Below are 26,330 nucleotides of genomic sequence, written 5' to 3' on the forward strand. Positions count from 1 at the left end.
GCGAGCGTCCGTAGGCGCCCCCTAGGCTGTCCCCTCAGTGACTGCTTTCGACTCCTCCCCCACTCTCAACGTCTGGCGCGCCCTTCTCGCTCTTGCCGTTGTCTTCGTACTGCTCGCCACCACCGGTTGGACCGCCGTACGACATCAGCGCGGTCCCGGTGAGCCCGGACAGGCCGCACTCGCCGCCTGGGAGCACGCCCGGATCGGGGGCCGTGAGCTGCCCGACCCCGGCTCGCCGGCCGGCCGGCTGTCCGACTTCTTCGCCTCCATCGGGCCCGCGCGTGCGGCCTCGCTCGCCGACCGGCACCCCCTCGTGGTGGGCAATCTCAACGGCGCACCGGTGACGCTGCGCTACCGCGCCAACCGGGTCGCGCTCACCCAGGCACGCCAGGTGGAGCGGTGGCGCATGCACGACAGCCGGCTCTCGGCGGACGGCCGGTACGAGGCGGGCCGGCGGATGCACCGGTACGAGTCCCTGCTGAGCGCCGGCCGGCAGATCCTCGCCTTCGACCCGTCGGGCAAGGGCCGGGTCGCCGAGGTGTTCGGCGACCTCGACCGCGCGCAGCGGGTCTCGGTGATCGTCCCGGGAGTCGACACCAACGTCCTGACGTTCGAGAGGACCCGGCGCAAGTACACGGCCCCGGTGGGCATGGCGCAGTCGCTGTACTCGGCGGAGCGGGCCGCCGCCCCCGGCGTGCGTACGGCCGTCATCGCCTGGGCCGACTACACCTCGCCGACCGGGATCGGGCTCGACGCCTCGACCGGCAGGCTCGCCGCGAGCGGCGCGGACCGGCTCGTGGCGCTGACCGGCGCGCTGCCGGGCGACGCCAGGGTCACGCTGTTCTGCCACAGCTACGGCTCGGTGGTGTGCGGGGTCGCCGCACGTGAACTGCCCGGCCGGGTCGGCGACATGGCGGTGGCCGGCAGCCCCGGCATGCGGGCGGAGACCACGACACAGCTGGCGACGAACGCCCGGGTGTGGGCGATGCGGGACCGCGACGACTGGATCGAGGACGTGCCCTACCTGGAGGTCGGCGGGCTCGGCCACGGCGCCGACCCGATGACGCCGGACTTCGGCGCGCGTCTGCTGTCGGCCGCCGGCGCGATCGGCCACACCGGCTACTTCGAGCCGGGTACGGAGAGCCTCAGCAACCTGGCCGAGATAGGCGTCGGTTCGTACCTCACCTTGAGCTGCGCGGACGGCGAAAGCGCGTGTCGCAGTGGAATTTATGGTGCGCAAGAGGTCTGACGCGCGTAGAGAACGGCGACGGGGCGCATATGACCGTCGTGTGTACGGGGGCGACGCGCGGGCGCACGCCGCATACGATGAGGCACATGGGTGATGTGCTGGCCGGAATTCATGCCACCTGGGAGTTCGAACCGGACTCCGTACTCATCCGCTTCACACGGGGGAACCGCGGCGCACCGAAGCTGTTCCAGGCGCTGGGCGAACGGCGCATCCCCCTCGAAGCGCTCGAGTCGGTGACCCTCTCCCCGGGCAAGCGCGGCACGGTGGTGCTGCACACGGTGCCGAGACCGGGCGCCGATCCGCTGATGGACGCTGCGGCGGGCCAGTTGAAGGACGGCTGCGACCCGTACCGGCTCGTGCTGCCCGCGGAGCGCGAGACGCTCGCGGAGTACTACGCGGACGAACTGCGCGCCGTACTGCCCGGACCGGGGCACGGACCCGCGGGGAGATATCTGGTGGCGTCCTCGGTCGCGGCGCCGCTGCAGTTCAAGGCGTACGACGGAAAGGCCACGTTCGACGGCGACAAGGTGTCGTTCCGCTGGTCCTGGACGGGCGCCTCGTCCGCGAAGTGGAAGGCCGGCGACCAGACGTACGCGGTCTCCGAGCTGAGCGGGGTCGAGTGGCGCTCCCCCGACGTCTTCGACGGCTACCTCCGGCTGCTGCCGCGCGGCGCCGACCCGGCGGCCCGGCCCGCGCAGGCCGACCAGGACCCGGCGGCGGTCGTCTTCGGCCTCGGCTACGGCCCGGTGCACGAGTCCCTGCCCTTCGCCGCGGCCGTACTGGAAGCGGTCCGCGACGCCACGCCGGTCCTGCCCCTGGCACCGGCGGCACCGCACGATCCGGCGGGCGTCGCGGAGCGAATACGTCACCTCGGGGAGCTGCACAGCGCGGGCCTGGTGACGGACGAGGAGTTCCGTGCGAAGAAGGCGGAGCTCCTGGCGGAGCTGTAGGAACCTCGGGCGGAGCTGTAGGAACCTCGGGGCCCGGACCTCCGGGCCCCCGGGGCCGGTCGGTCGGGCGGCGCCGCGGGCCCGGGTCATACCGGGGTATGAGGTCCCACCCGGCCCTGCGGTATGACGCCGCGTGCGGCCCCGGTTGCCTACGCTGGGCCGGACATGAGTACCGCACCGCCTTCCACCCCCACGAGGTCCGACCGGGTCCGCGGCGCGCTGCGCGGTGCGGCGAGGTCCGGGCCCGCACTGCGGGCGCGTTCCGCCGCCGGTGAGTCCCTGCGGTCGCTCGGCGCCGCGCTGACCACACCGACCTCGCCGTCCGCGCCGCTGCTCGCGCAGGCGTCGGCCCGCTGGCAGCGGTGGCTGCCGTACGTCCTCGCCCTCGCCGCCGTCTGCACGCTGCTGCCGGTCACGATCAGCGTGCTCACCCAGGACTACCGGATGGGCGGCGCGCTCGCGGGCGCCCTGGCCACGGCACAGACCGCCCCGCTGCTCCTGGCCGTGACCCGGCCGCTGCAAGCCTGGTGGATCGTCTTCACCGCCGATGTCCTCGGCGCGGTCGTCCTGCTGAACGCGGACGGCACCGCGGGCAGGAGCTGGCCGTGGACGCCGATGATCGTCGTCGGCTACCTGGTGCTGATGTTCTGCCTGGGGCTGCGCGCGCCGCGCCGCACCCTGGTGGCCGTCTGGCTGGTGACCGGTGCGACCGGGTTCCTCTTCGAACTCCTCTCGCAGAAGCTCAGCGACGGCATCCATGTGCTGTTGTTCGTCCTCAGCGGCGTCGTCCTGCTGGTCGCCCACACGCTGCGGACCCGGGGCGACGTCCAGCGGAGGCTGGCCGAGCAGGAGACCATCAGCGAGGCCGAGCGTGCGCAGCGCACCCTGCTGGAGGAACGCGCGCGTATCGCCCGTGAACTGCACGACGTGGTGGCCCACCACATGTCGGTGATCACGGTGCAGGCCGACTCGGCGCCGTACCGGATCCAGGGCCTGCCGGAGGCCGCGCAGGAGGAGTTCGCGACGATCGCCGCCGGAGCGCGGGAGTCGCTGTCGGAGATGCGGCGGCTGCTCGCGGTGCTGCGCAGCGACGGCTCCGAGAGCGAACGGGCGCCGCAGCCGGGGCTCGGCCGGGTGCAGCAGCTGGTCGAGGCGACGGTACGGGCCGGGGTGCCGGCCGAGCTGTCGCTCCCGGCCGGGCTGGGCGACGTGCCGCAGGCCGTGGACCTGTCCGCGTACCGCATCGTGCAGGAGGCACTGTCGAACGTGGTGCGGCACGCCCCGGGCGCGCTGACGCGCGTGTCGGTGACCGCGGACGACGAACATCTGACGGTGCTCGTCGTCAACGGCCCCGCGGCCGAACCGGTTTCCGCGCTGGAGACCACCGGCACGGGCCACGGGCTGGTGGGAATGCGCGAGCGCGTACGGTTGACCGGCGGCAGCCTGGACACCGGTCCGCTGCCGGACGGCGGCTTCCGGGTCGCCGCGCGCATGCCCCTGACGACCGTGCCGGACGATGTGAAGGACCCCAGTTGACCATCCGCGTGATCATCGTCGACGACCAGGCCATGGTGCGCGCGGGCTTCGCCGCCTTGCTGTCCGCCCAGGCGGACATCGACGTCGTCGGCGAGGCACCGGACGGACGGCAGGGTGTGGACCTGGCGCACTCGGCTCACCCCGATGTGGTGCTGATGGACGTGCGGATGCCGGAGCTGGACGGGCTGGCGGCGGCCCGGCAGATCCTGACCCCGCCGCCGGGGATCGTCCACGTGCCGAAGGTGCTGATGCTGACGACCTTCGACATCGACGACTACGTGTACGAGGCGCTGCGCGCCGGGGCGTCCGGCTTTCTGCTGAAGGACGCGCCGCCCGCCGATCTGATCTCGGCGGTACGGATCGTGGCCGCGGGCGAGGCCCTGCTCGCGCCCTCCGTGACCCGTCGCCTGATCGCCGACCTCGTCGACAAGCGCCCGGCCCCGCGCAAGGACCGGGCCGCCCTGCGCCTGGGCGGCCTCACCCCGCGCGAGACCGAGGTCCTGGAGCTGATCGCACGCGGCCTGTCCAACCAGGAGATCGCCGAGCATCTCGTCCTCGCCGAGCAGACCGTGAAGACCCACATCGGCCGCATCCTCGCCAAGCTCGGCCTGCGCGACCGCGCGCAAGCGGTGATCTTCGCGTACGAGTCCGGCCTCGTGACCCCTGGAGACCACTAGTACCCAGGTATCACCGGGCAGTTGGCTCCCCGGTGTGACGCTCCCTCAGGCGTCGTCTTCCTACCTTCCTCTCCGCCACGCAGTCGGAGAAGGAAGAGGGGATCATGCGACGGTTCAGGAGGACTCTGGTCGCCGCGACGCTCGCGGCGACCGTTGTCGCGAGTACGGCCGGGTGGGCCTCGGGGACCGCCCAGACGCCCGTCACCGGGCCGCCGCCGGGAACCGCCCAGTGGCGGGCGGACCGCTCGCTCGGGCGCGAACTGCCGGACCCGGCGAGCGCGTCAGCGGCCGAGATCGCCGCGTTCTTCGCCGCGCTGACGCCCGGTCAGCGGCACGCGCTGGCCGACCGTCATCCGCTCGTCGTCGGCAACCTCGACGGCGCCCCGGTCGCCCTGCGGTACGAGGCCAACGCCCGCGCCCTGGGCGCCGAGGCCGACGGCCGGCGGATCCTCGCGTACGACCCGCGCGGCCGGGGCCAGCTCGCCGAGGTGTACGGGGACCTCGGCCACGCCCGGCACATCGCCGTGATCGTGCCCGGCTCGGACATCGACGCCGCGACCTTCGACCGAACGGCCGCGATGGCCCGCGCACTGTACGAGGCCACGAACAAGGCCACGAACGGAGCCAGGGGCGTGGCGGCGAACGGCCGTACCGCCGTGGTCGCGTGGGCCGGCTACACCACGCCCGTCGGCGTCGGCATCGACTCCGCCACCGGCGATCTCGCCGAGGCCGGCGCCGAACGGCTGACCAGGTTCACCCGCGGCCTCGCGGCGAACCGCGCACCCGGCGCGGCGAAGCCCGCCCTGTTCTGCCACAGCTACGGCTCGGTCGTGTGCGGACTCGCCGCGCACGAGGCCGGGGCGTCGGACATCGTCGCGTTCGGCTCGCCCGGAATGCGCGCGGACAGCGTCGCCGACCTGGGGACGGACGCCCGGGTCTGGGCCGCGAAGGCCCCTGACGACTGGATCTCCAAGGTCCCGAACGTCGAGTTCGCCGGACTCGGCCACGGAAACGACCCCACCGCACCCGAGTTCGGCGCGCGGCACGTCCCCGCCGACGACACCGACGGCCACACCGGCTACTTCGCGCCGGGGACCTCGTCACTGCGCGCCTTCGCCGCGATCGCCCGGGGAGAGACCCGAGGGGGAGAGACCCGATGAAGACACTCGCCCCGCTCCCCCGGCTCGCACCCTTCGTCGAGAGGATCGAGTCCTCGACCCCCGCCCACCGCGACCGCGCGATCGACGGGCTGCGCGCCCTCGCGCTGCTCGCCGTGCCGACCGGGCACTGGCTGCTCGGCGGGTTCACCCTCGACGCGGACGGTGCGGTCCACAACGCGAGCCCGCTGTCCACGTTCGCATCCTTCGCCCCGGTCAGCTGGGTGCTGCAACTGCTGGGGATCTTCTTCCTGGTGGGCGGATACGCCTCGGTGCTCTCGTACCACCGCCGCCCCGGCAGCCCCGCCGACTGGCTCCGCGGGCGCGTCGCCCGGCTGGGGCGGCCCGTGCTGGGGGTGACCGCGGTGTGGGCGGCGCTGATCGCCGTCCTCTCCGCCGCGGGGGTGCCGCAGGACACGCTGCGGACGGGGGCCACGCTGGTCGTCCAGCCGCTGTGGTTCGTGGGCGTGTACGTGGTCGTCACCGCCCTGACCCCGCTGTGCGTACGGGCCGCCCGGCGCATGGGCGGCTGGGCCGCGGCGCCGTTGCTGCTGTCCGTCGCCGTCGTCGACCTCCTGCGCTACGGGCCGTACGCGGAGGCCGTGCCGTCCTGGCTGAGCGTGCTCAACATCCTTCCCGGCTGGCTCTTCGCCTACCAACTCGGCGTGTCCTGGGGCGAGAAGCGCATCGGTAAGCGGGGCGCGGTGCTGCTGCTGGCCGGCGGGGCGGTCCTGTTCGCCGTGCTGCTCGTCGCCTTCCACTACCCGGCGTCGATGGTCGGCGTCCCGGGTGAGGCCCGCACCAACTCCCATCCGCCGTCCCTGCTGGTCCTCGCCCTGGCCTCGGCGCAGAGCGGCGCGGCGATCCTGCTGCGCGAGCGGCTCGGGCGGCTGCTGGCACGGCCCGCGCTGTGGGCGCCGGTCGTCGTGGTCAACCTCTCGGCGATGACGATCCTGTGCTGGCACCAGACGGCGATGCTCGCGGCGGCGGTCCCCGCCTCCTACGCGGGCGCGCTCCCGGGCCTGACGACGGCGCCCGACTCGCTCGGGTGGGTCCTGGCCCGACTGGCCTGGATGCCGCTCTTCGCGGCCCTGCTGATCCTGATCGGCCGCCACGCCCGCGTCTTCGAGTCCCCCTGGCGCACGGCGGGACCCGCCCGCCGCGCGGTGGCGGGCGTCCTGGCGGCGGGCTTCGCGGCGTTCGCGCTGGGCCTGACGTGAACCGTGGCGTGTGGACCGCCCTCCGTGCCGTGGGGCGGCCCACCCGCGGTGCCGGGCGCCTGCTCCCGTTACTCCCGTGTGTCCGACAGCGACGTCATCTCCGGGTAGCGGTCCCCCACCACGCGCCCCGCGATCGGCTCCAGCAGGGCCAGTTCGTCCTCGGTCAGCGTGATCCGCGTCGCGCCGGTGTTCTCCTCCAGCCGGGAGCGCTTGCGGGTGCCGGGGATCGGGACGACCGGCAGGCCGTGGACCTGGGCCCGCTGCTGGACCCAGGCGAGGGCGATCTGCGCCGGCGTCGCCCCGTGCGCCGCCGCGATCTTCCGCACCGGTTCCAGCAGCGCCGCGTTGACCGCCGCGTTGTCGCCCGTGAAGCGCGGCTGGCGGCGCCGGAAGTCATCCTCGGACAGTTCCCCGGCGTCGGCGAAGGCGCCGGTCAGAAAGCCCCGTCCGAGCGGCGAGTACGGCACCAGCGCCACGCCCAGCTCCGCCGCGGCACCCACCGCGCTCCGCTCCACGGAACGGCTGAACAGCGACCACTCCGACTGCAGCGCGGCGATCGGGTGCACGGCGTGCGCCTCGCGCAGTTCCGGCCCGGTCACCTCGCTCAGCCCGAGGTGGCGGACCTTGCCCGCCGCGACCAGTTCGGCCATCGCGCCGACGGAGTCGGCGAACGGCACCTCCGGGTCGCGCCGGTGCATGTAGTAGAGGTCGATGACCTCGACGCCGAGCCGCCGCAGACTGCCCTCGACGGATTCACGGATGTACGCGGGGTCGTTGCGGACGGCGCGGAACTGCGGATCGTCCGTCCGGACGATGGAGAACTTCGACGCCAGGGTGATCTCGTCGCGGTGCGCGGTCACGAACGGCTTCAGGAACTCCTCGTTGGCGCCCCGCCCGTACACGTCGGCCGTGTCGAAGAGCGTCACCCCCGCGGCCAGGGCCGCTTCGAGCGTGTCGCGCGCGGCGGCCTCGTCCGTCCCGCCGTAGAACTCGCTCATGCCCATGCAGCCGAGTCCCTGCACGCCGACCTCGGGCCCCTGCGCGCCGAGTCGTATCCGGTCGATCATGGTGTCCGTCATGGGCTCAGGCCCTCTCCGGCGCCCGCTGGGCGTCTGCGTAGAAGCCGATCTTGTGGTCGAGCACGGCAAGCGTGTCCTGGAGCTCGGCGATCCTGGCGCGGACGTCGCGCCGTGTCGCCTCCAGGAGGTCCTGCCGCTGCTGGTAGGTGTGCTCGCCCTCGCGCATCATCTCGGCGTAGCGGACCATGTCCGCCACCGGCATCCCGGTCCGCCGCAGCTTGCCGACGAAGCTCAGCCAGTCGAGGTCGCGGTTGCGAAAGCGCCGCTGGCCGGTGTGCGAGCGGTCGATGTGCGGCATCAGCCCGATCCGCTCGTACCAGCGCAGTGTGTGCGCGCTCAGCCCGGTCCATTCGACGACCTCGCTGATCGTGTAGTGGTCGTGTCCGTCGGGCCGCGGGTGGGCGGGGGGCGCGGCTACGCAGATGTCGGTCGTCGCGGATGTGGTTTCCAGCACCGTCATGACCTCCACGCTAGAACGTTGGAGTGCACTCCAAGCAAGCGAATACCGAGGGCGGGCCGGACGGGAGGCCCCGTGGGAAAACCGTCAGCGGTGCGGGACCGCTCGGGCTGGCCTCGCCGTCCATGAGCCGTGCACGCCGCGCCCGCCCCGACGACGCCGAAGAGCTGGTCCGTCTGCGTACCGTCATGCATGAATCACTGTCAGGTCACCCGGCCTGCGACACCGGCTGGCGGCCCGCCGCGGCCGAGACCCTGCGCCGCCGCCTCGGCGACCCCGGCGGCGATCTCGCCGCGTTCGTGGTCGAACGGCCCGGGGGGCTCGCCGCCTGCGCCGTCGGCACGATCGAGCACCGCCTCGGCGGCCCCGGCAACCCCACCGGTACGACCGGCTACGTCTTCAGCGTAGCCACCGACCCCGACCGGCGTCGCCGCGGCCACTCGCGCTCCTGTATGGAGGCCCTGCTCGACTGGTTCCGCGAGCGCGGCGTTCGCCGGGTCGACCTGCGGGCGTCCGAGGAGGGCGAGCCGCTGTACGCCTCGCTCGGCTTCGTCCGGACCCCCGATCCGGCCATGAGGCTGACCCTTTAGGCTCGTACGCATGCAGAGCCTGGCGATGATCGAGAACTGGCCCGTCCCCACCGCGGCCGCCGCCGTCGTCCTCGCCGACGGCACCGTCGCGGGCACCGCCGGCCCCACCGGGCAGCGCTTCCCGCTGGCCTCGGTCACCAAGCCGCTCGCCGCGTACGCCGCGCTCGTCGCGTACGAGGAGGGCGCCGTCGAGCTGGACGAGCCGGCCGGGCCCGAGGGTTCCACCGTGCGGCATCTGCTCGCGCACACCAGCGGGCTCGCCTTCGACGAGCACCGGGCGACCGCTGCTCCCGGCACCCGCAGGCTGTACTCGAACGCCGGTTTCGAGGTGCTCGGCGACCACATCGCGAAGGCGACCGACATCCCGTTCGCGGAGTATCTGCGCCAGGCCGTGCTGGAGCCGCTGGGCATGACGTCCACGACGCTCGACGGCTCACCGGCGAAGGACGGCGTCTCGACGGTCGACGATCTCGCGCGGTTCGCGGCGGAGGTGCAGGCGCCGCGGCTCCTCGACGCCAGGACCGTCCTGGAGGCGATGTCCGTCGTCCACCCGGGGCTGTCCGGCATCCTGCCCGGCTACGGGCACCAGAAGCCCAACGACTGGGGACTCGGCTTCGAGATCCGCGACGGCAAGTCCCCGCACTGGACGGGCTCCACGTCCTCACCCCGCACCTTCGGGCACTTCGGCCAGTCCGGCACCTTCCTGTGGGTCGACCCGGACGCGGGCGCCGCGTGCGTGGCGCTGGCCGACCGCGCCTTCGGGCCGTGGGCGGTCGAGGCGTGGCCGCCGTTCACCGACGCCGTACTGGCGGAGTTGCGCGGCACGCGCCGGTAGGCCTCCCGGCCCGCGGCGGGGACGGCGTGCGGCGAACTCACGGGTTCACGCCGGGAGTTCCCACATCAGTACCTCGGAGGCGACGGCGGCGGCGAGTTCGAGACCGTCGGCGTCGGTGATGCGGGCCGCGTCCCCCGGACCGAGGTCGTCGCCGTCGATCCGGACGACTCCGCGGACGACGTGCACGTACACGTACGGCGCGTCCGGGACCGCGGTCCGCTCGTCGGCCGCGAGCCGCCGTACGTGCAGCATCGCCCCGGCCTCCGGCAGCGCGTACGGCGTCGAGTCGGCGATGCCGCGCACGATGTCGTACGACGGCTCCCCGCCCGGGTCCTTCGGCGCGAGCCACATCTGCACGAACGTCAGGGGAACACCGGCGTCGTTGCGCTCGCTGTGCCGCACACCGCCGGCCGAGCTGAGCCGCTGCACGTCTCCGGGCCGTACGACGGTGGCGTGCCCCGTCGAGTCCCGGTGGGTCAACTCGCCCTCCACCACCCAGGTCACGATCTCGGTGTGGCTGTGCGGGTGCTCGTCGAACCCGGCGCCGGGGGCGAGGCGCTCCTCGTTGCAGGCGATGACCGGACCGAAGCGGAGATTGTCCGGGTCGTAGAACCGCCCGAACGAGAACGCGTGCAAAGACTCGATACCCGCGGCTTCGTCCCCACCGCGGAAGCGCCCTCCGGCGCGCCGTACGGAAATCACCCGTCCACGGTAGAGCCTGGCTCCCCTCCCTGGCCCCGCCCGTCGCGGACCCGCCCCGGCCGGGCCCGCGACGGGGCTCGGGGCACCGCCCCGACCCCGCGTCTCCGCAGGGGCGTCCCGATAAGGCACTCTTGTCCCCGTGCCCCATCCCGAACCGGCTCTGCCTCCGAACACCGCCCATCCGCACTCCGCGACCCTGAAGCGCCTGGAGCAGTCGTCCGGCCGCCTCGCCGCGAACGCGATCGCCCGCATGGACGAGACGCTGTCGTGGTACCGGGCGATGCCCCCGGAGAACCGGTCGTGGATCGGCCTGGTCGCCCAGGCCGGTATCGCCGCGTTCACGGAGTGGTTCCGGCACCCCGAGACCCCACAGGCGATCTCGACGGACGTCTTCGGTACGGCTCCGCGCGAGCTGACCCGGGCGATCACGCTGCGCCAGACCGTGGAGATGGTGCGGACGACCATCGAGGTCATGGAGGCCGCGATCGAGGAGGTCGCCGCGCCCGGCGACGAGTCGGTGCTGCGCGAGGCGCTGCTCGTCTACGCGCGGGAGATCGCCTTCGCGACCGCCCAGGTGTACGCGCAGGCCGCCGAGGCCCGTGGCGCCTGGGACGCGCGGCTGGAGTCCCTCGTCGTGAACGCCGTGCTGTCGGGCGAGGCCGACGAGGGAGCCGTCAGCCGGGCCGCGGCGCTGGGCTGGAACTCGCCGGAGCACGTGTGCGTCGTGCTCGGCACCGCGCCCGACGGGGACAGCGAGCTGACGGTCGAGGCGATCCGCCGCGCGGCCCGGCACGCCAAGCTGCAGGTGCTGACGGGAGTGCTCGGCGACCGGCTCGTCGTCATCGCGGGCGGCAGCGACAATCCGCTGCATGTCGCCAAGGCGCTGATCGGCCCGTACGCGGCCGGGCCCGTCGTCGCGGGACCCGTCGTACCGGACCTGCTCGCCGCGACGAGGTCGGCGCAGGCAGCAGCCGCCGGGCTCAAGGCGTGTTCCGCCTGGCAGGACGCGCCGCGCCCGGTGCTGGCCGACGATCTGCTGCCGGAGCGCGCGATCGCGGGAGATCCGTCGGCGCGCGAGCAACTGGTGGAGGAGATCTACAGACCGCTCGAAGAAGCCGGCTCGGCGCTCCTGGAAACGCTGAGTGTGTATCTGGAGCAGGCAAGCAGTCTCGAAGGCGCGGCCCGGATGCTCTTCGTCCACCCCAACACCGTCCGCTACCGGCTCCGACGTGTGACTGACGTCACCGGCTGGTCACCCTCTGATGTCCGCTCCGCGTTCACTCTTCGGATCGCACTCATCCTCGGGCGTCTGGTAGACGGCGATCAGCAACTCTAGGATTTTGTCGGACACCAACAATTCCCCTGACGGTTCTTGGTCCCTGTCCCCACGGGCGGCCGGGACCATCCACAAGAGAGAGTGTGAGGGTGCTCGTACTCGTCGCTCCCGGCCAAGGCGCTCAGACGCCCGGCTTCCTGACCCCCTGGCTCGAACTCCCCGGCGCCTCCGACCGCATCGCGGCCTGGTCCGACGCCATCGGGCTCGACCTTGCCCACTACGGCACGAAGGCCGACGCGGACGAGATCCGCGACACGTCCGTGGCGCAGCCGCTGCTCGTCGCGGCCGGTCTGCTGTCGGCGTCCGCTCTGAACCAAGAGGTGGCCCGAAGGGCATCCGTTGAGGGTGGTGGTGGGCGACGGGCGGGCGAGGTCGCGCCCGGCGCCGTGGCCGGTCACAGCGTCGGTGAGATCACGGCCGCCGCGTTCGCGGGTGTCCTCGACGACACCGCCGCGCTGCGTCTCGTACGGACCCGCGGCCTGGCGATGGCCGAGGCCGCCGCGGTCACCGAGACGGGCATGTCCGCACTGCTCGGGGGCGACCCCGAGGTGAGTGTCGCGCATCTGGAGAAGCTCGGGCTGACCCCGGCGAACGTCAACGGCGCGGGCCAGATCGTCGCCGCCGGCACGATGGAGCAGCTCGCCGCGCTGGAGGCGGACAAGCCGGAGGGCGTCCGCAAGGTCGTCGCCCTCAAGGTGGCCGGCGCGTTCCACACGCACCACATGGCGCCCGCCGTCGCCACGCTCGACGAGGCCGCCAAGGCCCTCGCTCCCGCGGACCCGAAAGTGCCCTACGTTTCCAACAAGGACGGGCAGACCGTCGCCTCCGGGGACGAGGTCCTCTCCCGGCTGGTCGGCCAGGTCGCCAACCCGGTCCGCTGGGACCTGTGCATGGAGACCTTCAAGGCGCTCGGTGTGACCGCGCTCGTCGAGGTGTGCCCGGGCGGCACGCTCACCGGTCTCGCCAAGCGCGCCCTGCCGGGCGTCGCGACACTCGCCCTGAAGACCCCCGAAGACCTCGACGCGGCCCGGGCGCTGATCGCCGAGCACTCAGCCTGACAAGGAGCCGTAGCGCATGTCGAAGATCAAGCCCAGCCAGGGCGCCCCGTACGCACAGATCCTGGGTGTCGGCGGCTACCGCCCCATCCGGGTCGTGCCGAACGAGGTGATCCTCGAGAAGATCGACTCCTCCGACGAGTGGATCCGCTCCCGCTCGGGCATCGCGACCCGGCACTGGGCGAACGACGAGGAAACCGTCGCCGCGATGTCGATCGAGGCCTCCGGCAAGGCGATCGCCGACGCCGGGATCGCCGCCGAGCAGATCGGTGCCGTGGTCGTCTCGACCGTCTCGCACTTCAGCCAGACCCCCGCCATCGCCACCGAGATCGCCGACAAGCTCGGCACCGCCAAGGCCGCGGCCTTCGACATCTCGGCCGGCTGCGCCGGCTTCGGGTACGGCCTCACCCTCGCCAAGGGCATGGTCGTGGAAGGTTCCGCCGAGTACGTCCTGGTGATCGGCGTCGAGCGGCTCAGCGACCTGACCGACCTGGAGGACCGTGCGACGGCCTTCCTGTTCGGCGACGGCGCGGGCGCGGTCGTCGTGGGCCCCGCCCAGGAGCCGAGGATCGGCCCGACCGTCTGGGGCTCCGAGGGCGACAAGGCCGCGACGATCAAGCAGACCGTGCCGTGGAACGAGTTCCACGTCGGCGACGTGTCGCAGCTGCCGCTCGACTCGAAGGGCGAGATCAAGTTCCCCGCGATCACGCAGGAGGGCCAGGCGGTGTTCCGCTGGGCCGTGTTCGAGATGGCGAAGGTCGCCCAGCAGGCGCTGGACGCGGCCGGGATCACCGCGGACGACCTGGACGTCTTCATTCCGCACCAGGCCAACATGCGGATCATCGACTCGATGGTGAAGACTCTCAAACTGCCGGAGCACGTCACGGTCGCCCGTGACGTGGAGACCACCGGCAACACCTCGGCCGCCTCGATTCCGCTCGCGATGGAGCGGCTTCTGGCGACCGGGCAGGCGAAGAGCGGCGACACCGCGCTCGTCATCGGCTTCGGGGCGGGGCTCGTCTACGCCGCGACGGTCGTTACCCTCCCCTAGGCAAGCATCCGGATCTTCCGGATATCCGGTCCTCCGGGGCAAGCCCCAGTTCAACCCTCAGCTACACATCGAAGGAGCGCCACATGGCCGCCACGCAGGAAGAGATCGTCGAAGGTCTCGCCGAGATCGTCAACGAGATCGCCGGTATCCCGACCGAGGACGTCCAGCTGGACAAGTCCTTCACCGACGACCTGGACGTCGACTCGCTGTCCATGGTCGAGGTCGTCGTCGCCGCCGAAGAGCGCTTCGACGTCAAGATCCCGGACGAGGACGTCAAGAACCTCAAGACGGTCGGCGACGCCGCCGGCTACATCCTGAAGCACCAGGCCTGATCCAGGCCGATCAGGTACGCCACCCAGCGGTGGCGCCGCTGATTCACGAACCCTCATAGACCGTGGAGAAAGAATTCCTGTGAGCTCGACCAATCGCACCGTGGTCGTCACCGGTATCGGCGCAACCACACCGCTGGGTGGCGACTCCGCATCGACCTGGGAAGGTCTGATCGCGGGACGCTCCGGCGTCAAGCCCCTCGAGGGCGAACGCTTCGCCGACCTGCCCGTCCGTATCGCCGCCCCGGCGGCGGTCGACCCGGGTGAGGTCCTGCCCCGGCCGCTGGCGCGCAAGCTGGACCGCTCGGCCCAGTTCGCGATCATCGCCGCCCGTGAGGCGTGGGCCGACGCCGGCTTCTCCGCCCCGGCGGGCGAGGAGGAGCAGATCCTCCCCGAGCGGCTGGGCGCTGTCATCGCCTCCGGCATCGGCGGTGTGACCACCCTGCTCGACCAGTACGACGTACTGAAGGACAAGGGCGTACGCCGGGTCTCTCCGCACACCGTGCCGATGCTGATGCCCAACGGCCCCTCCGCGAACGTCGGCCTGGAGGTGAACGCCCAGGCGGGCGTGCACACTCCGGTCTCCGCGTGTGCGTCGGGCGCCGAGGCGATCGGCTACGCCGTGGAGATGATCCGTACCGGCCGCGCGGACGTCGTGGTCGCGGGCGGCACCGAGGCGGCGATCCACCCGCTGCCGATCGCGGCGTTCGCCAACATGATGGCGATGTCCAAGAACAACGACGAGCCCGAGAAGGCCTCGCGTCCGTACGACAAGGGCCGCGACGGCTTCGTCCTCGGCGAGGGCGCGGGTGTCGTCGTCCTGGAGTCCGCGGAGCACGCCGCCGCGCGTGGCGCCAGGGTGTACTGCGAGGTGCTGGGCCAGGGTCTGTCCGCGGACAGCCACCACATCGCGCAGCCCGAGCCGACCGGCCGCGGTGTCGCCGCTGCGGTGCAGAACCTGCTGGACAACACGGGTCTGAAGCCGTCCGAGGTGGTCCACCTCAACGCGCACGCGACCTCGACGCCGCAGGGCGACATCGCCGAGATCAAGGCGCTGCGCAAGGTGCTGGGCGACGACCTCGACCATGTCGCGATCTCCGCCACGAAGTCGATGACGGGTCATCTGCTCGGCGGCGCGGGCGGCATCGAGACCGTTGCCACGGTCCTGGCGCTGCACCACCGGCTGGCTCCGCCGACCATCAACGTCGACGACCTCGACACCGAGGTCGAGGCGGACATCGTCCGCGACGAGCCGCGCGCGCTGCCCGAGGGCACGATCGCGGCGATCAACAACTCGTTCGGCTTCGGCGGCCACAACGTGGTGCTGGCGTTCCGTACGGTCTGAGGTCCATGACCCGACCGGGGCCCGACTCCTTCCCGGGAGTCGGGCCCCGGTGCGTTTCGGCTCCGGTGCGTATCCGCCCCGGTGCGTTTCAGCGCAGGGCCGCCCATGCCTCCGGGGCGCCGAGATCCGCGTAGAGGCGGGCGCGTTGTGCGGGGGTGAGCGTGGTGGCGAGGGCGTCGAGTACGCGGCCCGCCTCCCCGGCGGGTACGGCCTCGACGGTCGCGCGGGCGACGGCCGCGCGGTCCGCGGGAGGCAGGGCCGGCAGCATCCGGCGCAGATCACCGAGGCTCTCCTCCGGAGTGCGGGACGCGCGGAAGGCGCCGAACACCGCGGCGAGTTCGTCGTCGCCGCAGCGGTCCCACAGCGCGGGCATGGCGACGGTCTCCTCGGCGTGCAGATGGGCCAGATAGGCGCTGATGAGTTCGTTGAGGGCCAGATAGAGCGCGTGCCGGTCCTCGGGCCGGGCGCCGGAGACCGCCTTCGGGAACGAGCGCGCCCGCTCGTCCAGGGCGGCGAGAGCCGTGTCGAGCCTGAGGTGCTCGGCGTCCAGGGCGTCGGCGGCCGCCGGTGCCCGGTCCCGCAGCAGCGGATGTATGTAGGTGTCCTCGTGGCCGGCGTGCTCGCGCAGCTCCTGCGTCATGGCCAGGCACTCTCCTGCGAGCCGCTCGACGGCGGCGGGGTCCGCGTCGTCCGCCGCGCCGAGCTCGACCGCGAGGGCGAACAGCCGGGCGCGCTGGCCCATATGCACGTTCCGGTACACATCGATCCTGGGCATGGCACCTCTCCTTGGGATGTACCTCCCGCTAGAATGACAACACATTCACATACAGACAACATGTTGTCAAAGGAGGCAGGACCGTGCCCGACGAGATCGCACTGCTCGTGGCGGATGTGTACGAGGCCGCGGGGGCGCTGCGCCGTCTCGGCGAGCGCACCGCGCGGGCCGAGGGGCTCACCCAGGCCCGCTGGCAGGTGCTGAGCGTCGCCTCCGAGGAGGCGCTCACGGTGCCGCAGGCGGCCCGCCGTCTCGGCGTCACGCGACAGAACGTGCAGCGTGTCGCCAACGACCTCGTGGAACTCGGGCACGCCGCGTACACGGCCAATCCCGACCATCGGGGTTCACCCCTGCTGACGCTCACCCCGAGCGGACGGGACGCGCTCGCGAGCGTGACGGAGCGGGCGACGGAGCAGCACCGCACGCTGTTCGCCGCACTGCCGGAGAAGGACGTCGCCGCGGCGCGCTCGCTGCTGCACAGGCTGCTCGCGGAGCTGAACCGTCAGGAGCGGGCGGCAGGAGAGCACTGAGGCAGGCCTCCGCCGTCCTGAACGCGGAGCCGGCGCGTCAGACCACCTGGTGGAGCCAGCGGACCGGGGCGCCCTCGCCCGCGTAGCGGAAGGGCTCCAGCTCGTCGTCCCAGGGCTTGCCGAGCAGCCGGGAGATCTCCGCCTCCAGGTCCGTCTCACCCTGGACGGAGCGGGCGAGGGCCGCACGGAGACGGTCCTCGGGGATGAGGATGTCGCCGTGGATGCCGGTGACGGCGTGGAAGATGCCGAGTTCGGGCGTGGCGCTGTAGCGCTCGCCCTCGGCGGTGGGGCAGGGTTCCGCGGTGACCTCGAAGCGGAGGAGCTGCCAGCCGCGCAGCGCGGACGCGAGCTTGGACGCCGCGCCGGGCTCACCCTGCCAGGAGAACTCGGATCTCCAGGTGCCGGGTGACGCGGGCTGGCGGATCCAGTCGAGCTGGACGCGCACACCGAGCACACCCGCGACCGCCCATTCGACGTGCGGGCACAGCGCTCGGGGTGCGGAGTGGACGTAGAGAACGCCGCGTGTCGTCACCGGGACCTCCAGTGTGGGACGAGGATTGCCTTCCCAGCGGCCTCAGTAAACAACATCAAGCGTGAAACTCCGCAAAACGGAAAGCATGTGACGTGATGTAATTTACTGGAGCCGGTGAGCCAGGTGCCTCTGGTTCGACGTGGGAAAAGCTACCGTGCGGCGGGGTCCCAGGGGCGTCGTACCGCCCGTCCCGGGGCCCGTACGCACCAAGCTTTCACCCGCGAGGACGTCAAGGGGGAGGGCAGATGTGTGAATTCCGGCGGAGCCGGCGGCCGGGACGCCGACGACGCGGCGCCGTCGCCGGCCTCACGGCGGCGGCCCTCGTCATGGTGGCGGCGCTGACGGGTTGTGACGTGCCGGGGCCCTCGGCCCAGCGCGGCCCGGTGAAGCGGCCGCAGCCCTCCCCCACTCCCGTCTGGGACCGCAGTCCCGCCTCCCTGGCCGCCGTCGGCGACTCCATCACCCGGGGCTTCGACGCCTGTCGGCTGTTCTCCGACTGTCCCGAGGTGTCCTGGGCGACCGGCACCGACACGGCCGTGCGCAGTCTCGCGCAGCGGCTGCTCGGTCCGGCGGCGGCCGCGGAGCGCGCCTGGAACCATGCGCGGTCCGGGGCGCGGATGGCCGATCTGCCCGGGCAGATGGCGCAGGCCGCGGCCCGCCGGCCCGAGCTGGTGACCGTGATGGTGGGCGCCAATGACGCCTGCCGCGACAGCCCGGAGCAGATGACACCGGTCGCGGAGTTCACGGGGACGTTCACGTCGGCGCTGGGCGCGCTGCGCCGCACCGCGCCCAGGACGCAGGTGTATGTGTCGAGCGTGCCCGACCTGGAGCGGCTGTGGTCGACCGGGCGGGGCAATCCGCTCGGCAGGCAGATCTGGAAGCTGGGTATCTGTGCCTCGATGCTGGGCGACGCGGACGATCTGAGTACGGCGGCGCAGGAGCGGCGGGCGCTCGTGCAGGACCGTGTCGTGGCGTACAACCGGGCCCTGAAGAGTGTCTGCGCGAAGGACCTGCGCTGCCGGTACGACGGCGGGGACGTCTTCGACTACCGCTTCACCGGTGCGCAGTTGAGCCCCTGGGACTGGTTCCATCCGAGCAAGGACGGTCAGCGCCGGCTGGCGGAGATCGCGTACCGCAACATCACCGCGGCCAGGCCACCCGCCTAGAGGGTGTCCGGTGGGTCGAGGCGGCACGGGCCTGGACCCCGGGGCGGCTGTCAGGGACCGCCCCGGGGCGATCGGGGTCTCGGACCTCCAGGGTCGCGGCCGGGCGGCGGTCGTCGAGCGAGCGGGACGCCTGGACCTCGGAGGAGCCGGAGACGAACCTCCAGGATGCGCTTTCCTCGTCCCGGATCACGAAGGCGCGCCGGGGCATCGGGATCTCGGCCCCGACGCTCTCGCCGGGCGCGGCCCCGACCGTCGCGCGGCCGGCCTCGCCGAATGAAGCCGCTGGAACCACGCCAGTTCTCGCCGGCCCCTCTGGTCACATCGCAACTCCCCTCCGATACTGACGACTTCGAACGATTCGGTTTCGGCGAAGGGATGCGGCGTGCGGCGGACACTCGGGGTGCTGCTCGTGTCGGCGATGGCGTGCACGATGGCCGGTACGGCTCCGGCGAGCGCCGGCGAACAGGCGGCGGGGGCGGCAGGGTCGGCGGCGGCGCCGACCGTGGAGGAGCAGCGGCTGGACCGGGCGGTCCCGCAGGAGATCCTGCGGCGCAGCGGATTCGACTCCCTGACGGCAGCGTTCACGCGGGCGCTGCGGGCGGCGGACTCGGCCGACGAGGCCGCTCGGGTCGTGGACCGGCACGGCTCGCGGCTGTGGCGACGGGCCGTCGACAGGGCGCAGGGCAAGGGGCCGGTACGAGGGGATCTCAGCCGGGACGACGACCGTCCGCTGTACTGGGCCAGGCTCACCATGACCCGCGAACTGCGCGGCTGGGAACCGCGGTTCACCGTGTCCGCGGCCGAGCGGGACCGGCTGCTCGGCGTGCTGGAGCGGACCTCACGCGGCCAGGACACGATGGACTTCCCGGGCGGCGCCTTCGCAGGCACGGGCTCGGGTGCGGGCGCAGCAGCCGGCAAGGGCTTCAAGCGGATCGTGCTGACCGGCTTCGACCCCTTCACACTGGACCGCGACATCCGCATCAGCAACCCGAGCGGGGCGACGGCACTGGCGCTGGACGGTACGTGGATACGCACCGCGGACGGCGGCCTGGCCCGGGTGGAGACGGCCGTCTTCCCGGTCCGCTGGGCGGACTTCGCGGCCGGCACGGTCGAGCGGACCCTGCGCCACCGGCTTCCCGAGGCGGACGTGTTCACCACCGTCAGCCAGGGCCGCGTCGGCAGGTTCGACGTCGAACGCACCAACGGCGCCTGGCGCGGCGGCTTCCCGGACAACGACAACCTGTCCCGCACCGAGACCGTGCCGGTGGGCGATCCCGCGTCGCAGCCGCAGTGGACCTCGACGACCCTCCCGTACGCCGCGATCGTCGCCGCCGGCACCGGCCGCTTCCCCGTGTACGACAACACCTCCGTCACCGAGATCCCGGCGGGCGGCAGCGCGCCGGTGGTCCGCCCGGAGGGCCCGACCCCCGGCTCCACGGCCCGCGCCGGAGGCGGTGGCGACTACCTCTCCAACGAGATCGCCTACCGGGCCACACTGCTGCGCGACCGCCTCGGTCTGCACGACACACTGCCGGGCGGTCATGTGCACACCCCGGTGCTGCAGTTCGGCGCGGGCAACACGGACCCTGCGACGGGCACCGTGACCGACCCCGCGTTCGTACAGAACCGGCTGGACATCATCGCCCAGGTGCGGGCGATCGTGGGGGTGGCGGCGGCGAACCGCTGACAGGCACGGGCGATGATGGACGCATGATCGCCGCAGCAGCCCAGTTCGTCCCGGTGCCGGGCGACGTTCCGGCCAATGTCCGCTCCATGGAAGCCCTGGTCCACGAGGCGGCCGCTCGCGGTGCCCGGCTGGTCGTCTTCCCCGAACTCGCGGTCACCGGGTACGAACTGGGCCTGCTCACCACGGACCCCGGCCTGTGGACGGCCCACGACGATCCCCGCCTGTCCGGGCTGCGGGAGGCCTGCCGCGCCACCTCCACGGCCGCCGTGGTCAACTGCGCGGCGCCTTCCCCGGGCGGAGCCCGGCCCACCATCGCCTCACTCGTCCTCGGCCCGGACGGCGAGCTGCTGACCCGCTACGACAAGCGGCATCTGCACGGCGCCGAGCACGACCTCTTCGCCGCCGGGACGGCGGACGGCCGCTTCGCCCTCGACGGGGTCCGGTTCGCGCTCGCCGTCTGCTACGACAACCGCTTCCCGGAGGTCGCCGGCCGCGCCGCCGCCGACGGCTGCGAGGTGTACGTGGCGAGTTCGGCGCTGGACGTCGGCAACGACTCCTTCGAGACGGTCTACCCGGTCCGGGCGCGGGACAACGGGATGCACGTGGTGCTCGGCAACCTCATGGGGCACAGCACCGAGGCCGGGGAGTGCGCCGGCAACAGCGCGGTGTGGGGCCCGGACGGCGCGCTTGTGGCCACGGCGGGCACCGCCGCCCCCGGGCTCGCGGTCGCGGAGCTGCCGGCGCGACATCGCGCCTGAGCGAGGACCGGCCGCCCGGATCCAGGACCGGGCCGCGGGATCTAGGACCGGGCCGCCCGGTCCTTGTCGAAGCCGTACGGGGAGGACGGCGCGGCCGGGGTCCGGTGCTCCGGGTCCGGTGCCTGGTCGTCCTCGTGTGCCGTCAGGTCGCGTACCAGCAGGGTCGCGCCCGCGACGGCGCCCGGCATCAGGAAGACCGCGACGAAGGGGACGATGAAGGCGACGGCGAGCGGGACGCCGAAGCCGAGGGTGAGGAGACGGCGGCCGCGGAGCAGGGTGAGGCGTTCCCTGAGCTCGACACCACGGCGTTGCAGCGCCACGGCGGTGAGCTCCTCGGCGAGGAAGAAGCCGGTGACGCAGAAGCCGATCACGGGGACGACGGTCTGCCCGACGACGGGGACGAAGCCGAGCGCGAAGAGCAGCACGCCGTACAGCGCGACCCTCAGCACCACCTTCAGGCTGTCCCGGGCGGAGATCCACAGCTCCCGCCAGATCGGCAGCCCGGACTCGGGCACGTCACCGCCCTCGCTGCGGTCGACCTGCTCGGAGAGCGACTCGTAGAAGGGCTGGCCGACCAGCAGGGTCACGGCGGTGAACGTGATCACGGCGAGGAAGAGCCCGAAGACCCACAGCAGCGCGGTGAGGAAGCCGCGGAACAGCCCGAGCCACGGCGACGACCAGTCCGCGGCGAACGGTGTCGCCCAGCCCACCAGGTCGTCCGCCCCGTACCCGAGGCCGACGAGGGCTCCGGCGTACAGCACGAGGGTGACCAGTCCGGGCAGCAGACCGAACCCGAACCACCGGCCGTGCCGGCCGACCCACCGCTGCCCCTTCATCAAGTAGCCGAAGCCCACACCGAGATCACGCATGCGCCACAGCCTATACGGGGCGCCGGAACCGCCGGTCATGAGCATGCGGACGCGGCGGCCGGGGTGCGTCGTGACCGATACCCCCCATTCGCCACTCAAGTCCCTCTTGTTGTTCCGGAGTTGAACAGGTAGACCCTCCCTACCGACCGCTTCCGACCACCGGAGGTCCGTACGCATGGGCATGCCCAGATCCTTCGTGGCCGCCACCGCGGGCACCGCCGCCATCGCCGTCGCCGGAGCGCTGTTCCTCGCGCCCGGGCCCGCGGCCGCCGCTCCGGGGCCCGACCGTCCGCATCCGGTGCGCGAGGGCGCGGGCCGGGACACGGGCCGGGACGCCACACCGGTCGACGGCGCCGCGCTGCGGGCGCTTCAGGGGGCCGCGCCGGAGCTGCGCAAGGAGGGCGGCTATCCGCGCAGGACGGTTCTCACACCGCCACCGGTCGACCCTGCCGACAAGTCGCTCAAGCTGGGCCTGGCGCCGTACCACTCGCTCGCCCCGCGTCTGAACGCCCTGCAGAAGCTGGGCGACCGGGTCGGCGTGGAGATCGCGGGACGCTCGGCCGGCGGGCACGAGCTGTATCTGGTGACCGTCACCGCCCCGGAGAGCGCCAAGGAGGCCCGCGACCAGGAGCGGATGCGCGAGCTCATCGAGAACCGGCCCGCCACCGCCGCCGGGGACCGGCACATCAAGGCCGCCTACAAGACGCCGGTCTTCATCAACAACAACATCCACGGCAACGAGTGGGAGGGCACGGACGCCGCCCTGAAGCTCATCGAGGAGCTGGCGAAGGCCAAGGACGCGAAGACCGTGGGCCTGCTCGCCAGGAACCGGATCCACCTCAATGTGACGGCCAACCCGGACGGCCGTATCGCCGGCACCCGCGCCAACGCCAACGGCTTCGACCTCAACCGCGACTTCATCACCGCCTCGCAGCCCGAGACCCGGGCGATGCGGCGGATCGCCATCGACAAGCAGCCCGCGGTGATGCTCGATCTGCACGGGTACGTCAACGGCACGCTCATCGAGCCGACGACCCCGCCGCACGGCGAGAACTACGAGTACGACCTCTTCCTGAAGAACGCCTACGCCAACGCCCTCGGCATGGAGAAGGCCGTCAACGGGCTCGGCTACACCCCGCAGAAGGACGGCGTCGAGCCGGCCGTCATCCCCTTCCGCGACCAGCAAGAGGGCTGGGACGACTGGCCACCGGTCTTCACCCCGCAGTACATGCCCTTCCACGGCGCCGTCGCCTCGCACACCATCGAGTTCCCGATGGCGGTGAACAACGCGCTGTACGACTCGCTGCCCGTCGCCGAGCTGCGCCGCCGGGCCGCGATCAACACGGACATCGCGGGCGCGGCCATGCGCGCGGCCCTCGCCTACACCGACACCCACCGCGCGTCCGTCCTCGCCGACCAGATCGAGACCTTCCGGCGCGGCGCCGCGGGCGAGGCCCAGCGGCCGGTGTCGGAGCAGACCGTGCCGGGTGTGCCCGGGATCGGGCCGGAGGACGTCTACACGACCACCTTCCCGCGGGCCTACGTCATCCCCTCGGGCGTTCGTCAGCGCAGCGCCACGGCGGCGGCGCGGCTGGTGGACCATCTGGTCGCCAACGACGTCCGCGTGGAGCGGGCGCGCGGGGCCTTCCGGCTGGCCGGGCGTACGTACCAGGCCGGTTCGTACGTCGTCGACATGCACCAGCCCAAGCGCGGTATCGCCAACGTCATCCTCGACGAGGGCCGGGACATCAGTGCCGACGTCTCGACGATGTACGACATCTCGGGCTGGAGCCTCGGGCTGCTGTGGGGCGCGAGCGTGGACGCGGTCGAGCGCGGCCGGCTCGCGGTCGACGGCCGTCCCGTGCGGGCCGCCGCGGCGACCGGCTCCGTGGCGCCGCACGGCGATCTGGAGCTGCGGCTCGACGACCCCCGGGAGCTGGCCGCGGTCAACTCGCTGCTCGCGCAGGGCGTGGCGGTGCGCCGGACGGCCGAGGGCTCGGCGATCGTCCCCGGCTCGGCCCGTGGCAGGGCCGAGGTGCTGGCGGACCGGTACGGAGTGGTCTTCCGCGCGACCGAGGAGCGGGGCACGGCGCCGCTGAGGCGCACCAGGGTGGCGGCGGCGGTCAGCGCCGGTGAGCTGTTCGCGCTGCGGGAGATGGGCTTCGACGTGGTGCCGGTGTCGACGCAGGTGCTCAACGCGGGCTTCGACTGGTCCGGGGCGGACGCGCTGTTCGTCTCGTCGGGTCTGGACCGTACGAGGCTGACGCCGGCGGCCCGCGATGCCCTCGACCGCTTCCTGGCCGGGCACGGCGCGGGCGTCGTCGCCTCCGGTGCGCAGGGCGCCGCGTTCAACGCCTCGGCGGGGCTGCTCAAGGCCCGCGCGGTGGCGGGCAACGGGGACGCCAACGGCGTCGCACGGGTGGTCAACTCGGGCGGGAGGGTCACCGCGGGCGCCCCGCGGCACACCTTCGTCTACTCCCCGCTGTGGTTCACCGACCTCGGCGGCAGCGCGCGGGCGGAGCAGTGGTACGGCCCGGGGAACCCGCTGGTGTCGGGCCACTGGCGGGCCGGCGAGGACGGCAGGGGCGGCCCGCAGGACGCGGCGGGCAGGGCCTCGGTCGTCAGCGGTACGTCGTCGCACGGCGCCTCGGTGGTGCTGTTCGGCACCGAACCGCTGTTCCGTGACCATCCCAAGGGTGTGTTCGCGCAGGTCGGGCGGGCGCTGCTGATGCGCTGAACGCGAGGGTCGGTGCACGGGTGAGGGCCGCACCCCGCCGTGGCGGGGTGCGGCCCTCGTGCGGTGCCGCCTGCAGCGCTCGCTCGGCACCGGCCGGGCATCGTGCCGCGGATCAGACCTCGAGCTCGACCGTGATGTTGCCGCGGGTGGCCTTGGAGTACGGGCACACCTGGTGGGCCTTCTCGATCAGGTCCCTGGCGGTGGCGGCGTCCACGTTCGGGATGACCGCCGAGATCTTGACGATGATGCCGAAGCCCTCGTCGTTCTTGCCGATGCCGACCTCGGCGGTGACCGTCGAGCCGGAGATGTCGGCGCCCTCGTTGCGGGCGACGACTCCGAGCGCGCCCTGGAAGCAGGCGCTGTAACCGGCGGCGAAGAGCTGCTCCGGGTTCGTACCGGCGCCGGAGCCGCCCATCTCCTTGGGCGGGTTGACGACGACGTCGAGCTTGCCGTCGTTGGTGGCGACGCGGCCGTCCCGGCCGTTCTCCGCCGTGGCGACGGCGGTGTACAGGACGTCGGACTGCTGGATCGACATATGAGGTTCCTTCTGTGGATCGCCGCGGCTCGCGCCCACGACCGCGACGGCTGGTCCGAGCCTATCGGGTGAGCGAGACGACCATCTTTCCGGTGTTCTCGCCGCGCAGCAGACCGATGAAGGCGTCGAAGCCGTTCTCGATGCCCTCGACGACGGTCTCGTTGTACTTGAGCTCGCCCGAGCCGATCCAGCCGGCCACGTCCTGGACGAACTGCGGCTGGAGCGCCGCGTGGTCGCTGACGAGCATGCCCTGCAGACGCAGCCGCTTGCCGATCACCAGGGCGAGGTTGCGCGGGGCGGGGGTGGGCTCGGTCGCGTTGTACTGGGCGATCATTCCGCAGATGGTGGCGCGGCCGTGCACGTTGAACGAGGACAGCGCGGCCTCCAGGTGCTCACCGCCGACGTTGTCGAAGTAGACGTCGATGCCGTCGGGGGCGGCGGCCTTGAGCTGCTCGGCGACCGGGCCGTTCTTGTAGTTGAAGGCCGCGTCGAAGCCGTACTCCTCGACCAGGAGCTTGACCTTCTCGTCGGATCCCGCCGAGCCGATGACGCGGGAGGCGCCCTTCAGTCTGGCCATCTGGCCGACCTGGCTGCCGACGGCACCGGCGGCGCCGGAGACGAAGACCGCGTCGCCCTCCTTGAAGGAGGCGACCTCGAAGAGGCCCGCGTAGGCGGTGAGGCCGGGCATGCCGAGGACGCCCAGGTAGGCGGAGAGCGGCGCGACGGAGGCGTCGACCTTCGTGGCGTGCTTGGCGGGCACGTCCGCGTACTCGCGCCAGCCGAGGCCGTGCAGGACATGGTCGCCGACCGCGAAGCCCTCGGCGTTCGACGCGATGACCTCGCCGACCGCGCCGCCGTCCATGGGCTTGTCGAGCTGGAACGGCGGTGTGTACGACTTCACGTCGTTCATCCGGCCGCGCATGTACGGGTCCACGGAGAAGTGCAGGTTGCGGACCAGGATCCGGCCTTCGCCCGGCTCGGACACCGGGGCCTCGCGCAGGGCGAAGTCCTTCGGCTCGGGCCAGCCGTGCGGGCGGGAGACGAGGTGCCATTCACGGCTGGACGAGGGAAGTGCGGACATGATGCGGGCTCCTCAGGAAAAAGCTTCACTGACTGAAACAACCATGCGACTGAATATTTCATGTTGTCAAGCATCTGGGTATGCTGAAGGAC

The 26,330-nt window shown here is 72.3% G+C and carries 26 protein-coding genes; 18 read left to right on the forward strand and 8 right to left on the reverse strand.

All coding sequences use genetic code 11. The features are described from left to right. The first annotated feature begins 37 nt into the window (after window positions 1–37). The 6 genes from OG766_RS10740 to OG766_RS10765 all read left to right on the forward strand — a co-directional run bounded on the left by OG766_RS10740 (window position 38) and on the right by OG766_RS10765 (window position 6,789). Complete coding sequence (locus OG766_RS10740) at window positions 38–1,249, forward strand: alpha/beta hydrolase (protein ID WP_328725157.1); 1,212 nt, start codon at window positions 38–40, stop codon at window positions 1,247–1,249. Between the two features lie 86 nt (window positions 1,250–1,335). Continuing rightward, window positions 1,336–2,199, forward strand: a complete 864-nt coding sequence (locus OG766_RS10745) for a DUF4429 domain-containing protein (protein ID WP_266374420.1) — start codon at window positions 1,336–1,338, stop codon at window positions 2,197–2,199. Between the two features lie 165 nt (window positions 2,200–2,364). Continuing rightward, window positions 2,365–3,735 carry a sensor histidine kinase gene (locus OG766_RS10750; protein ID WP_266374419.1) on the forward strand — a complete coding sequence of 457 codons (1,371 nt, stop codon included), beginning with the start codon at window positions 2,365–2,367 and terminating at the stop codon, window positions 3,733–3,735. Next, window positions 3,732–4,412: a response regulator transcription factor gene (locus tag OG766_RS10755; RefSeq protein WP_328725158.1), complete on the forward strand. Its 681-nt coding sequence runs from the start codon at window positions 3,732–3,734 to the stop codon at window positions 4,410–4,412. Before OG766_RS10750 ends, OG766_RS10755 begins: the two co-directional genes overlap by 4 nt. A 104-nt stretch (window positions 4,413–4,516) precedes the next feature. After that, window positions 4,517–5,572 (forward strand): alpha/beta hydrolase, encoded by a 1,056-nt coding sequence (locus tag OG766_RS10760; RefSeq protein WP_266374417.1) that lies wholly within the window; start codon window positions 4,517–4,519, stop codon window positions 5,570–5,572. After that, on the forward strand, window positions 5,569–6,789 hold the full coding sequence (locus OG766_RS10765) for an acyltransferase family protein (RefSeq protein ID WP_328725160.1): 1,221 nt from the start codon (window positions 5,569–5,571) through the stop codon (window positions 6,787–6,789). Before OG766_RS10760 ends, OG766_RS10765 begins: the two co-directional genes overlap by 4 nt. A 68-nt stretch (window positions 6,790–6,857) precedes the next feature. On the opposite strand, the gene OG766_RS10770 is transcribed toward OG766_RS10765, so the two are convergent. Both OG766_RS10770 and OG766_RS10775 read right to left on the reverse strand, forming a co-directional pair. Next, window positions 6,858–7,868 (reverse strand): aldo/keto reductase, encoded by a 1,011-nt coding sequence (locus OG766_RS10770; protein ID WP_266374415.1) that lies wholly within the window; start codon window positions 7,866–7,868, stop codon window positions 6,858–6,860. A 4-nt stretch (window positions 7,869–7,872) separates the two neighbouring features. Further along, window positions 7,873–8,328: a MerR family transcriptional regulator gene (locus OG766_RS10775; protein WP_266374414.1), complete on the reverse strand. Its 456-nt coding sequence runs from the start codon at window positions 8,326–8,328 to the stop codon at window positions 7,873–7,875. 122 nt (window positions 8,329–8,450) lie between these two features. Here OG766_RS10775 and OG766_RS10780 point away from each other — a divergent pair, with 122 nt between their 5' ends. Further along, window positions 8,451–8,915 (forward strand): GNAT family N-acetyltransferase, encoded by a 465-nt coding sequence (locus OG766_RS10780; protein WP_266374413.1) that lies wholly within the window; start codon window positions 8,451–8,453, stop codon window positions 8,913–8,915. Between the two features lie 10 nt (window positions 8,916–8,925). Beyond that, the gene (locus tag OG766_RS10785; protein WP_266374412.1) at window positions 8,926–9,750 is read left to right on the forward strand and encodes a serine hydrolase domain-containing protein; all 825 of its coding nucleotides are present in this window, start codon (window positions 8,926–8,928) and stop codon (window positions 9,748–9,750) included. A 45-nt stretch (window positions 9,751–9,795) separates the two neighbouring features. Here OG766_RS10785 and OG766_RS10790 read toward each other — a convergent pair whose 3' ends face one another. After that, window positions 9,796–10,452, reverse strand: coding sequence for a pirin family protein (locus OG766_RS10790; RefSeq protein ID WP_266374411.1), 657 nt, complete (start codon window positions 10,450–10,452; stop codon window positions 9,796–9,798). A gap of 139 nt (window positions 10,453–10,591) precedes the next feature. Between OG766_RS10790 and OG766_RS10795 the strand changes: the two genes are divergently transcribed. The 5 genes from OG766_RS10795 to fabF all read left to right on the forward strand — a co-directional run bounded on the left by OG766_RS10795 (window position 10,592) and on the right by fabF (window position 15,568). Further along, window positions 10,592–11,788 carry a PucR family transcriptional regulator gene (locus OG766_RS10795; RefSeq protein WP_266374410.1) on the forward strand — a complete coding sequence of 399 codons (1,197 nt, stop codon included), beginning with the start codon at window positions 10,592–10,594 and terminating at the stop codon, window positions 11,786–11,788. An 89-nt stretch (window positions 11,789–11,877) separates the two neighbouring features. Then, window positions 11,878–12,846 carry an ACP S-malonyltransferase gene (locus tag OG766_RS10800; protein WP_266374409.1) on the forward strand — a complete coding sequence of 323 codons (969 nt, stop codon included), beginning with the start codon at window positions 11,878–11,880 and terminating at the stop codon, window positions 12,844–12,846. A 16-nt stretch (window positions 12,847–12,862) separates the two neighbouring features. Next, on the forward strand, window positions 12,863–13,894 hold the full coding sequence (locus tag OG766_RS10805; protein WP_266374408.1) for a ketoacyl-ACP synthase III: 1,032 nt from the start codon (window positions 12,863–12,865) through the stop codon (window positions 13,892–13,894). 83 nt (window positions 13,895–13,977) lie between these two features. Further along, on the forward strand, window positions 13,978–14,226 hold the full coding sequence (locus OG766_RS10810; protein WP_266374407.1) for an acyl carrier protein: 249 nt from the start codon (window positions 13,978–13,980) through the stop codon (window positions 14,224–14,226). Between the two features lie 79 nt (window positions 14,227–14,305). After that, on the forward strand, window positions 14,306–15,568 hold the full coding sequence (gene fabF / locus OG766_RS10815) for a beta-ketoacyl-ACP synthase II (RefSeq protein WP_328725163.1): 1,263 nt from the start codon (window positions 14,306–14,308) through the stop codon (window positions 15,566–15,568). Window positions 15,569–15,656: 88 nt separating this feature from the next. Here fabF and OG766_RS10820 read toward each other — a convergent pair whose 3' ends face one another. Continuing rightward, window positions 15,657–16,343, reverse strand: a complete 687-nt coding sequence (locus OG766_RS10820) for a hemerythrin domain-containing protein (protein ID WP_328725164.1) — start codon at window positions 16,341–16,343, stop codon at window positions 15,657–15,659. 83 nt (window positions 16,344–16,426) lie between these two features. Here OG766_RS10820 and OG766_RS10825 point away from each other — a divergent pair, with 83 nt between their 5' ends. Next, on the forward strand, window positions 16,427–16,873 hold the full coding sequence (locus OG766_RS10825) for a MarR family winged helix-turn-helix transcriptional regulator (RefSeq protein ID WP_328725165.1): 447 nt from the start codon (window positions 16,427–16,429) through the stop codon (window positions 16,871–16,873). Between the two features lie 37 nt (window positions 16,874–16,910). Here OG766_RS10825 and OG766_RS10830 read toward each other — a convergent pair whose 3' ends face one another. Then, window positions 16,911–17,405 (reverse strand): DUF3145 domain-containing protein, encoded by a 495-nt coding sequence (locus tag OG766_RS10830; RefSeq protein WP_266374403.1) that lies wholly within the window; start codon window positions 17,403–17,405, stop codon window positions 16,911–16,913. Between the two features lie 245 nt (window positions 17,406–17,650). Between OG766_RS10830 and OG766_RS10835 the strand changes: the two genes are divergently transcribed. The 3 genes from OG766_RS10835 to OG766_RS10845 all read left to right on the forward strand — a co-directional run bounded on the left by OG766_RS10835 (window position 17,651) and on the right by OG766_RS10845 (window position 21,016). Next, entirely contained in the window at window positions 17,651–18,571 is a 921-nt protein-coding gene (locus tag OG766_RS10835; protein WP_266374401.1) for a GDSL-type esterase/lipase family protein, read from the forward strand. 430 nt (window positions 18,572–19,001) lie between these two features. Continuing rightward, window positions 19,002–20,258: a pyroglutamyl peptidase gene (locus OG766_RS10840; protein WP_328727461.1), complete on the forward strand. Its 1,257-nt coding sequence runs from the start codon at window positions 19,002–19,004 to the stop codon at window positions 20,256–20,258. Between the two features lie 23 nt (window positions 20,259–20,281). Then, entirely contained in the window at window positions 20,282–21,016 is a 735-nt protein-coding gene (locus OG766_RS10845) for a carbon-nitrogen hydrolase family protein (RefSeq protein WP_266374400.1), read from the forward strand. 41 nt (window positions 21,017–21,057) lie between these two features. Here OG766_RS10845 and OG766_RS10850 read toward each other — a convergent pair whose 3' ends face one another. Continuing rightward, complete coding sequence (locus OG766_RS10850) at window positions 21,058–21,885, reverse strand: EI24 domain-containing protein (RefSeq protein ID WP_266374399.1); 828 nt, start codon at window positions 21,883–21,885, stop codon at window positions 21,058–21,060. A 175-nt stretch (window positions 21,886–22,060) separates the two neighbouring features. Here OG766_RS10850 and OG766_RS10855 point away from each other — a divergent pair, with 175 nt between their 5' ends. After that, window positions 22,061–24,622 carry a M14 family zinc carboxypeptidase gene (locus OG766_RS10855; RefSeq protein WP_328725166.1) on the forward strand — a complete coding sequence of 854 codons (2,562 nt, stop codon included), beginning with the start codon at window positions 22,061–22,063 and terminating at the stop codon, window positions 24,620–24,622. A gap of 112 nt (window positions 24,623–24,734) precedes the next feature. Here OG766_RS10855 and OG766_RS10860 read toward each other — a convergent pair whose 3' ends face one another. Beyond that, a complete protein-coding gene (locus OG766_RS10860) occupies window positions 24,735–25,157 on the reverse strand; it encodes an organic hydroperoxide resistance protein (protein ID WP_266374397.1) in 423 nt (140 codons plus the stop codon). Between the two features lie 61 nt (window positions 25,158–25,218). Further along, entirely contained in the window at window positions 25,219–26,238 is a 1,020-nt protein-coding gene (locus tag OG766_RS10865) for an NADP-dependent oxidoreductase (protein WP_423247029.1), read from the reverse strand. Window positions 26,239–26,330: the final 92 nt, after the last annotated feature.

The organism is Streptomyces sp. NBC_00259 (genome assembly GCF_036181745.1).
GTDB classification, from domain to species: domain Bacteria; phylum Actinomycetota; class Actinomycetes; order Streptomycetales; family Streptomycetaceae; genus Streptomyces; species Streptomyces pratisoli.

Coding starts and splice junctions, on each gene's coding strand:
- OG766_RS10745 (WP_266374420.1), top strand. CDS start 1,336: ATGGGTGATGTGCTGGCCGGAATTCATGCCACCTGGGAGTTCGAACCG.
- OG766_RS10750 (WP_266374419.1), top strand. CDS start 2,365: ATGAGTACCGCACCGCCTTCCACCCCCACGAGGTCCGACCGGGTCCGC.
- OG766_RS10760 (WP_266374417.1), top strand. CDS start 4,517: ATGCGACGGTTCAGGAGGACTCTGGTCGCCGCGACGCTCGCGGCGACC.
- OG766_RS10765 (WP_328725160.1), top strand. CDS start 5,569: ATGAAGACACTCGCCCCGCTCCCCCGGCTCGCACCCTTCGTCGAGAGG.
- OG766_RS10770 (WP_266374415.1), bottom strand. CDS start 7,868: ATGACGGACACCATGATCGACCGGATACGACTCGGCGCGCAGGGGCCC.
- OG766_RS10775 (WP_266374414.1), bottom strand. CDS start 8,328: ATGACGGTGCTGGAAACCACATCCGCGACGACCGACATCTGCGTAGCC.
- OG766_RS10780 (WP_266374413.1), top strand. CDS start 8,451: ATGAGCCGTGCACGCCGCGCCCGCCCCGACGACGCCGAAGAGCTGGTC.
- OG766_RS10785 (WP_266374412.1), top strand. CDS start 8,926: ATGCAGAGCCTGGCGATGATCGAGAACTGGCCCGTCCCCACCGCGGCC.
- OG766_RS10805 (WP_266374408.1), top strand. CDS start 12,863: ATGTCGAAGATCAAGCCCAGCCAGGGCGCCCCGTACGCACAGATCCTG.
- OG766_RS10810 (WP_266374407.1), top strand. CDS start 13,978: ATGGCCGCCACGCAGGAAGAGATCGTCGAAGGTCTCGCCGAGATCGTC.
- OG766_RS10820 (WP_328725164.1), bottom strand. CDS start 16,343: ATGCCCAGGATCGATGTGTACCGGAACGTGCATATGGGCCAGCGCGCC.
- OG766_RS10835 (WP_266374401.1), top strand. CDS start 17,651: ATGTGTGAATTCCGGCGGAGCCGGCGGCCGGGACGCCGACGACGCGGC.
- OG766_RS10840 (WP_328727461.1), top strand. CDS start 19,002: ATGGCCGGTACGGCTCCGGCGAGCGCCGGCGAACAGGCGGCGGGGGCG.
- OG766_RS10845 (WP_266374400.1), top strand. CDS start 20,282: ATGATCGCCGCAGCAGCCCAGTTCGTCCCGGTGCCGGGCGACGTTCCG.
- OG766_RS10850 (WP_266374399.1), bottom strand. CDS start 21,885: ATGCGTGATCTCGGTGTGGGCTTCGGCTACTTGATGAAGGGGCAGCGG.
- OG766_RS10855 (WP_328725166.1), top strand. CDS start 22,061: ATGGGCATGCCCAGATCCTTCGTGGCCGCCACCGCGGGCACCGCCGCC.
- OG766_RS10860 (WP_266374397.1), bottom strand. CDS start 25,157: ATGTCGATCCAGCAGTCCGACGTCCTGTACACCGCCGTCGCCACGGCG.
- OG766_RS10865 (WP_423247029.1), bottom strand. CDS start 26,238: ATGTCCGCACTTCCCTCGTCCAGCCGTGAATGGCACCTCGTCTCCCGC.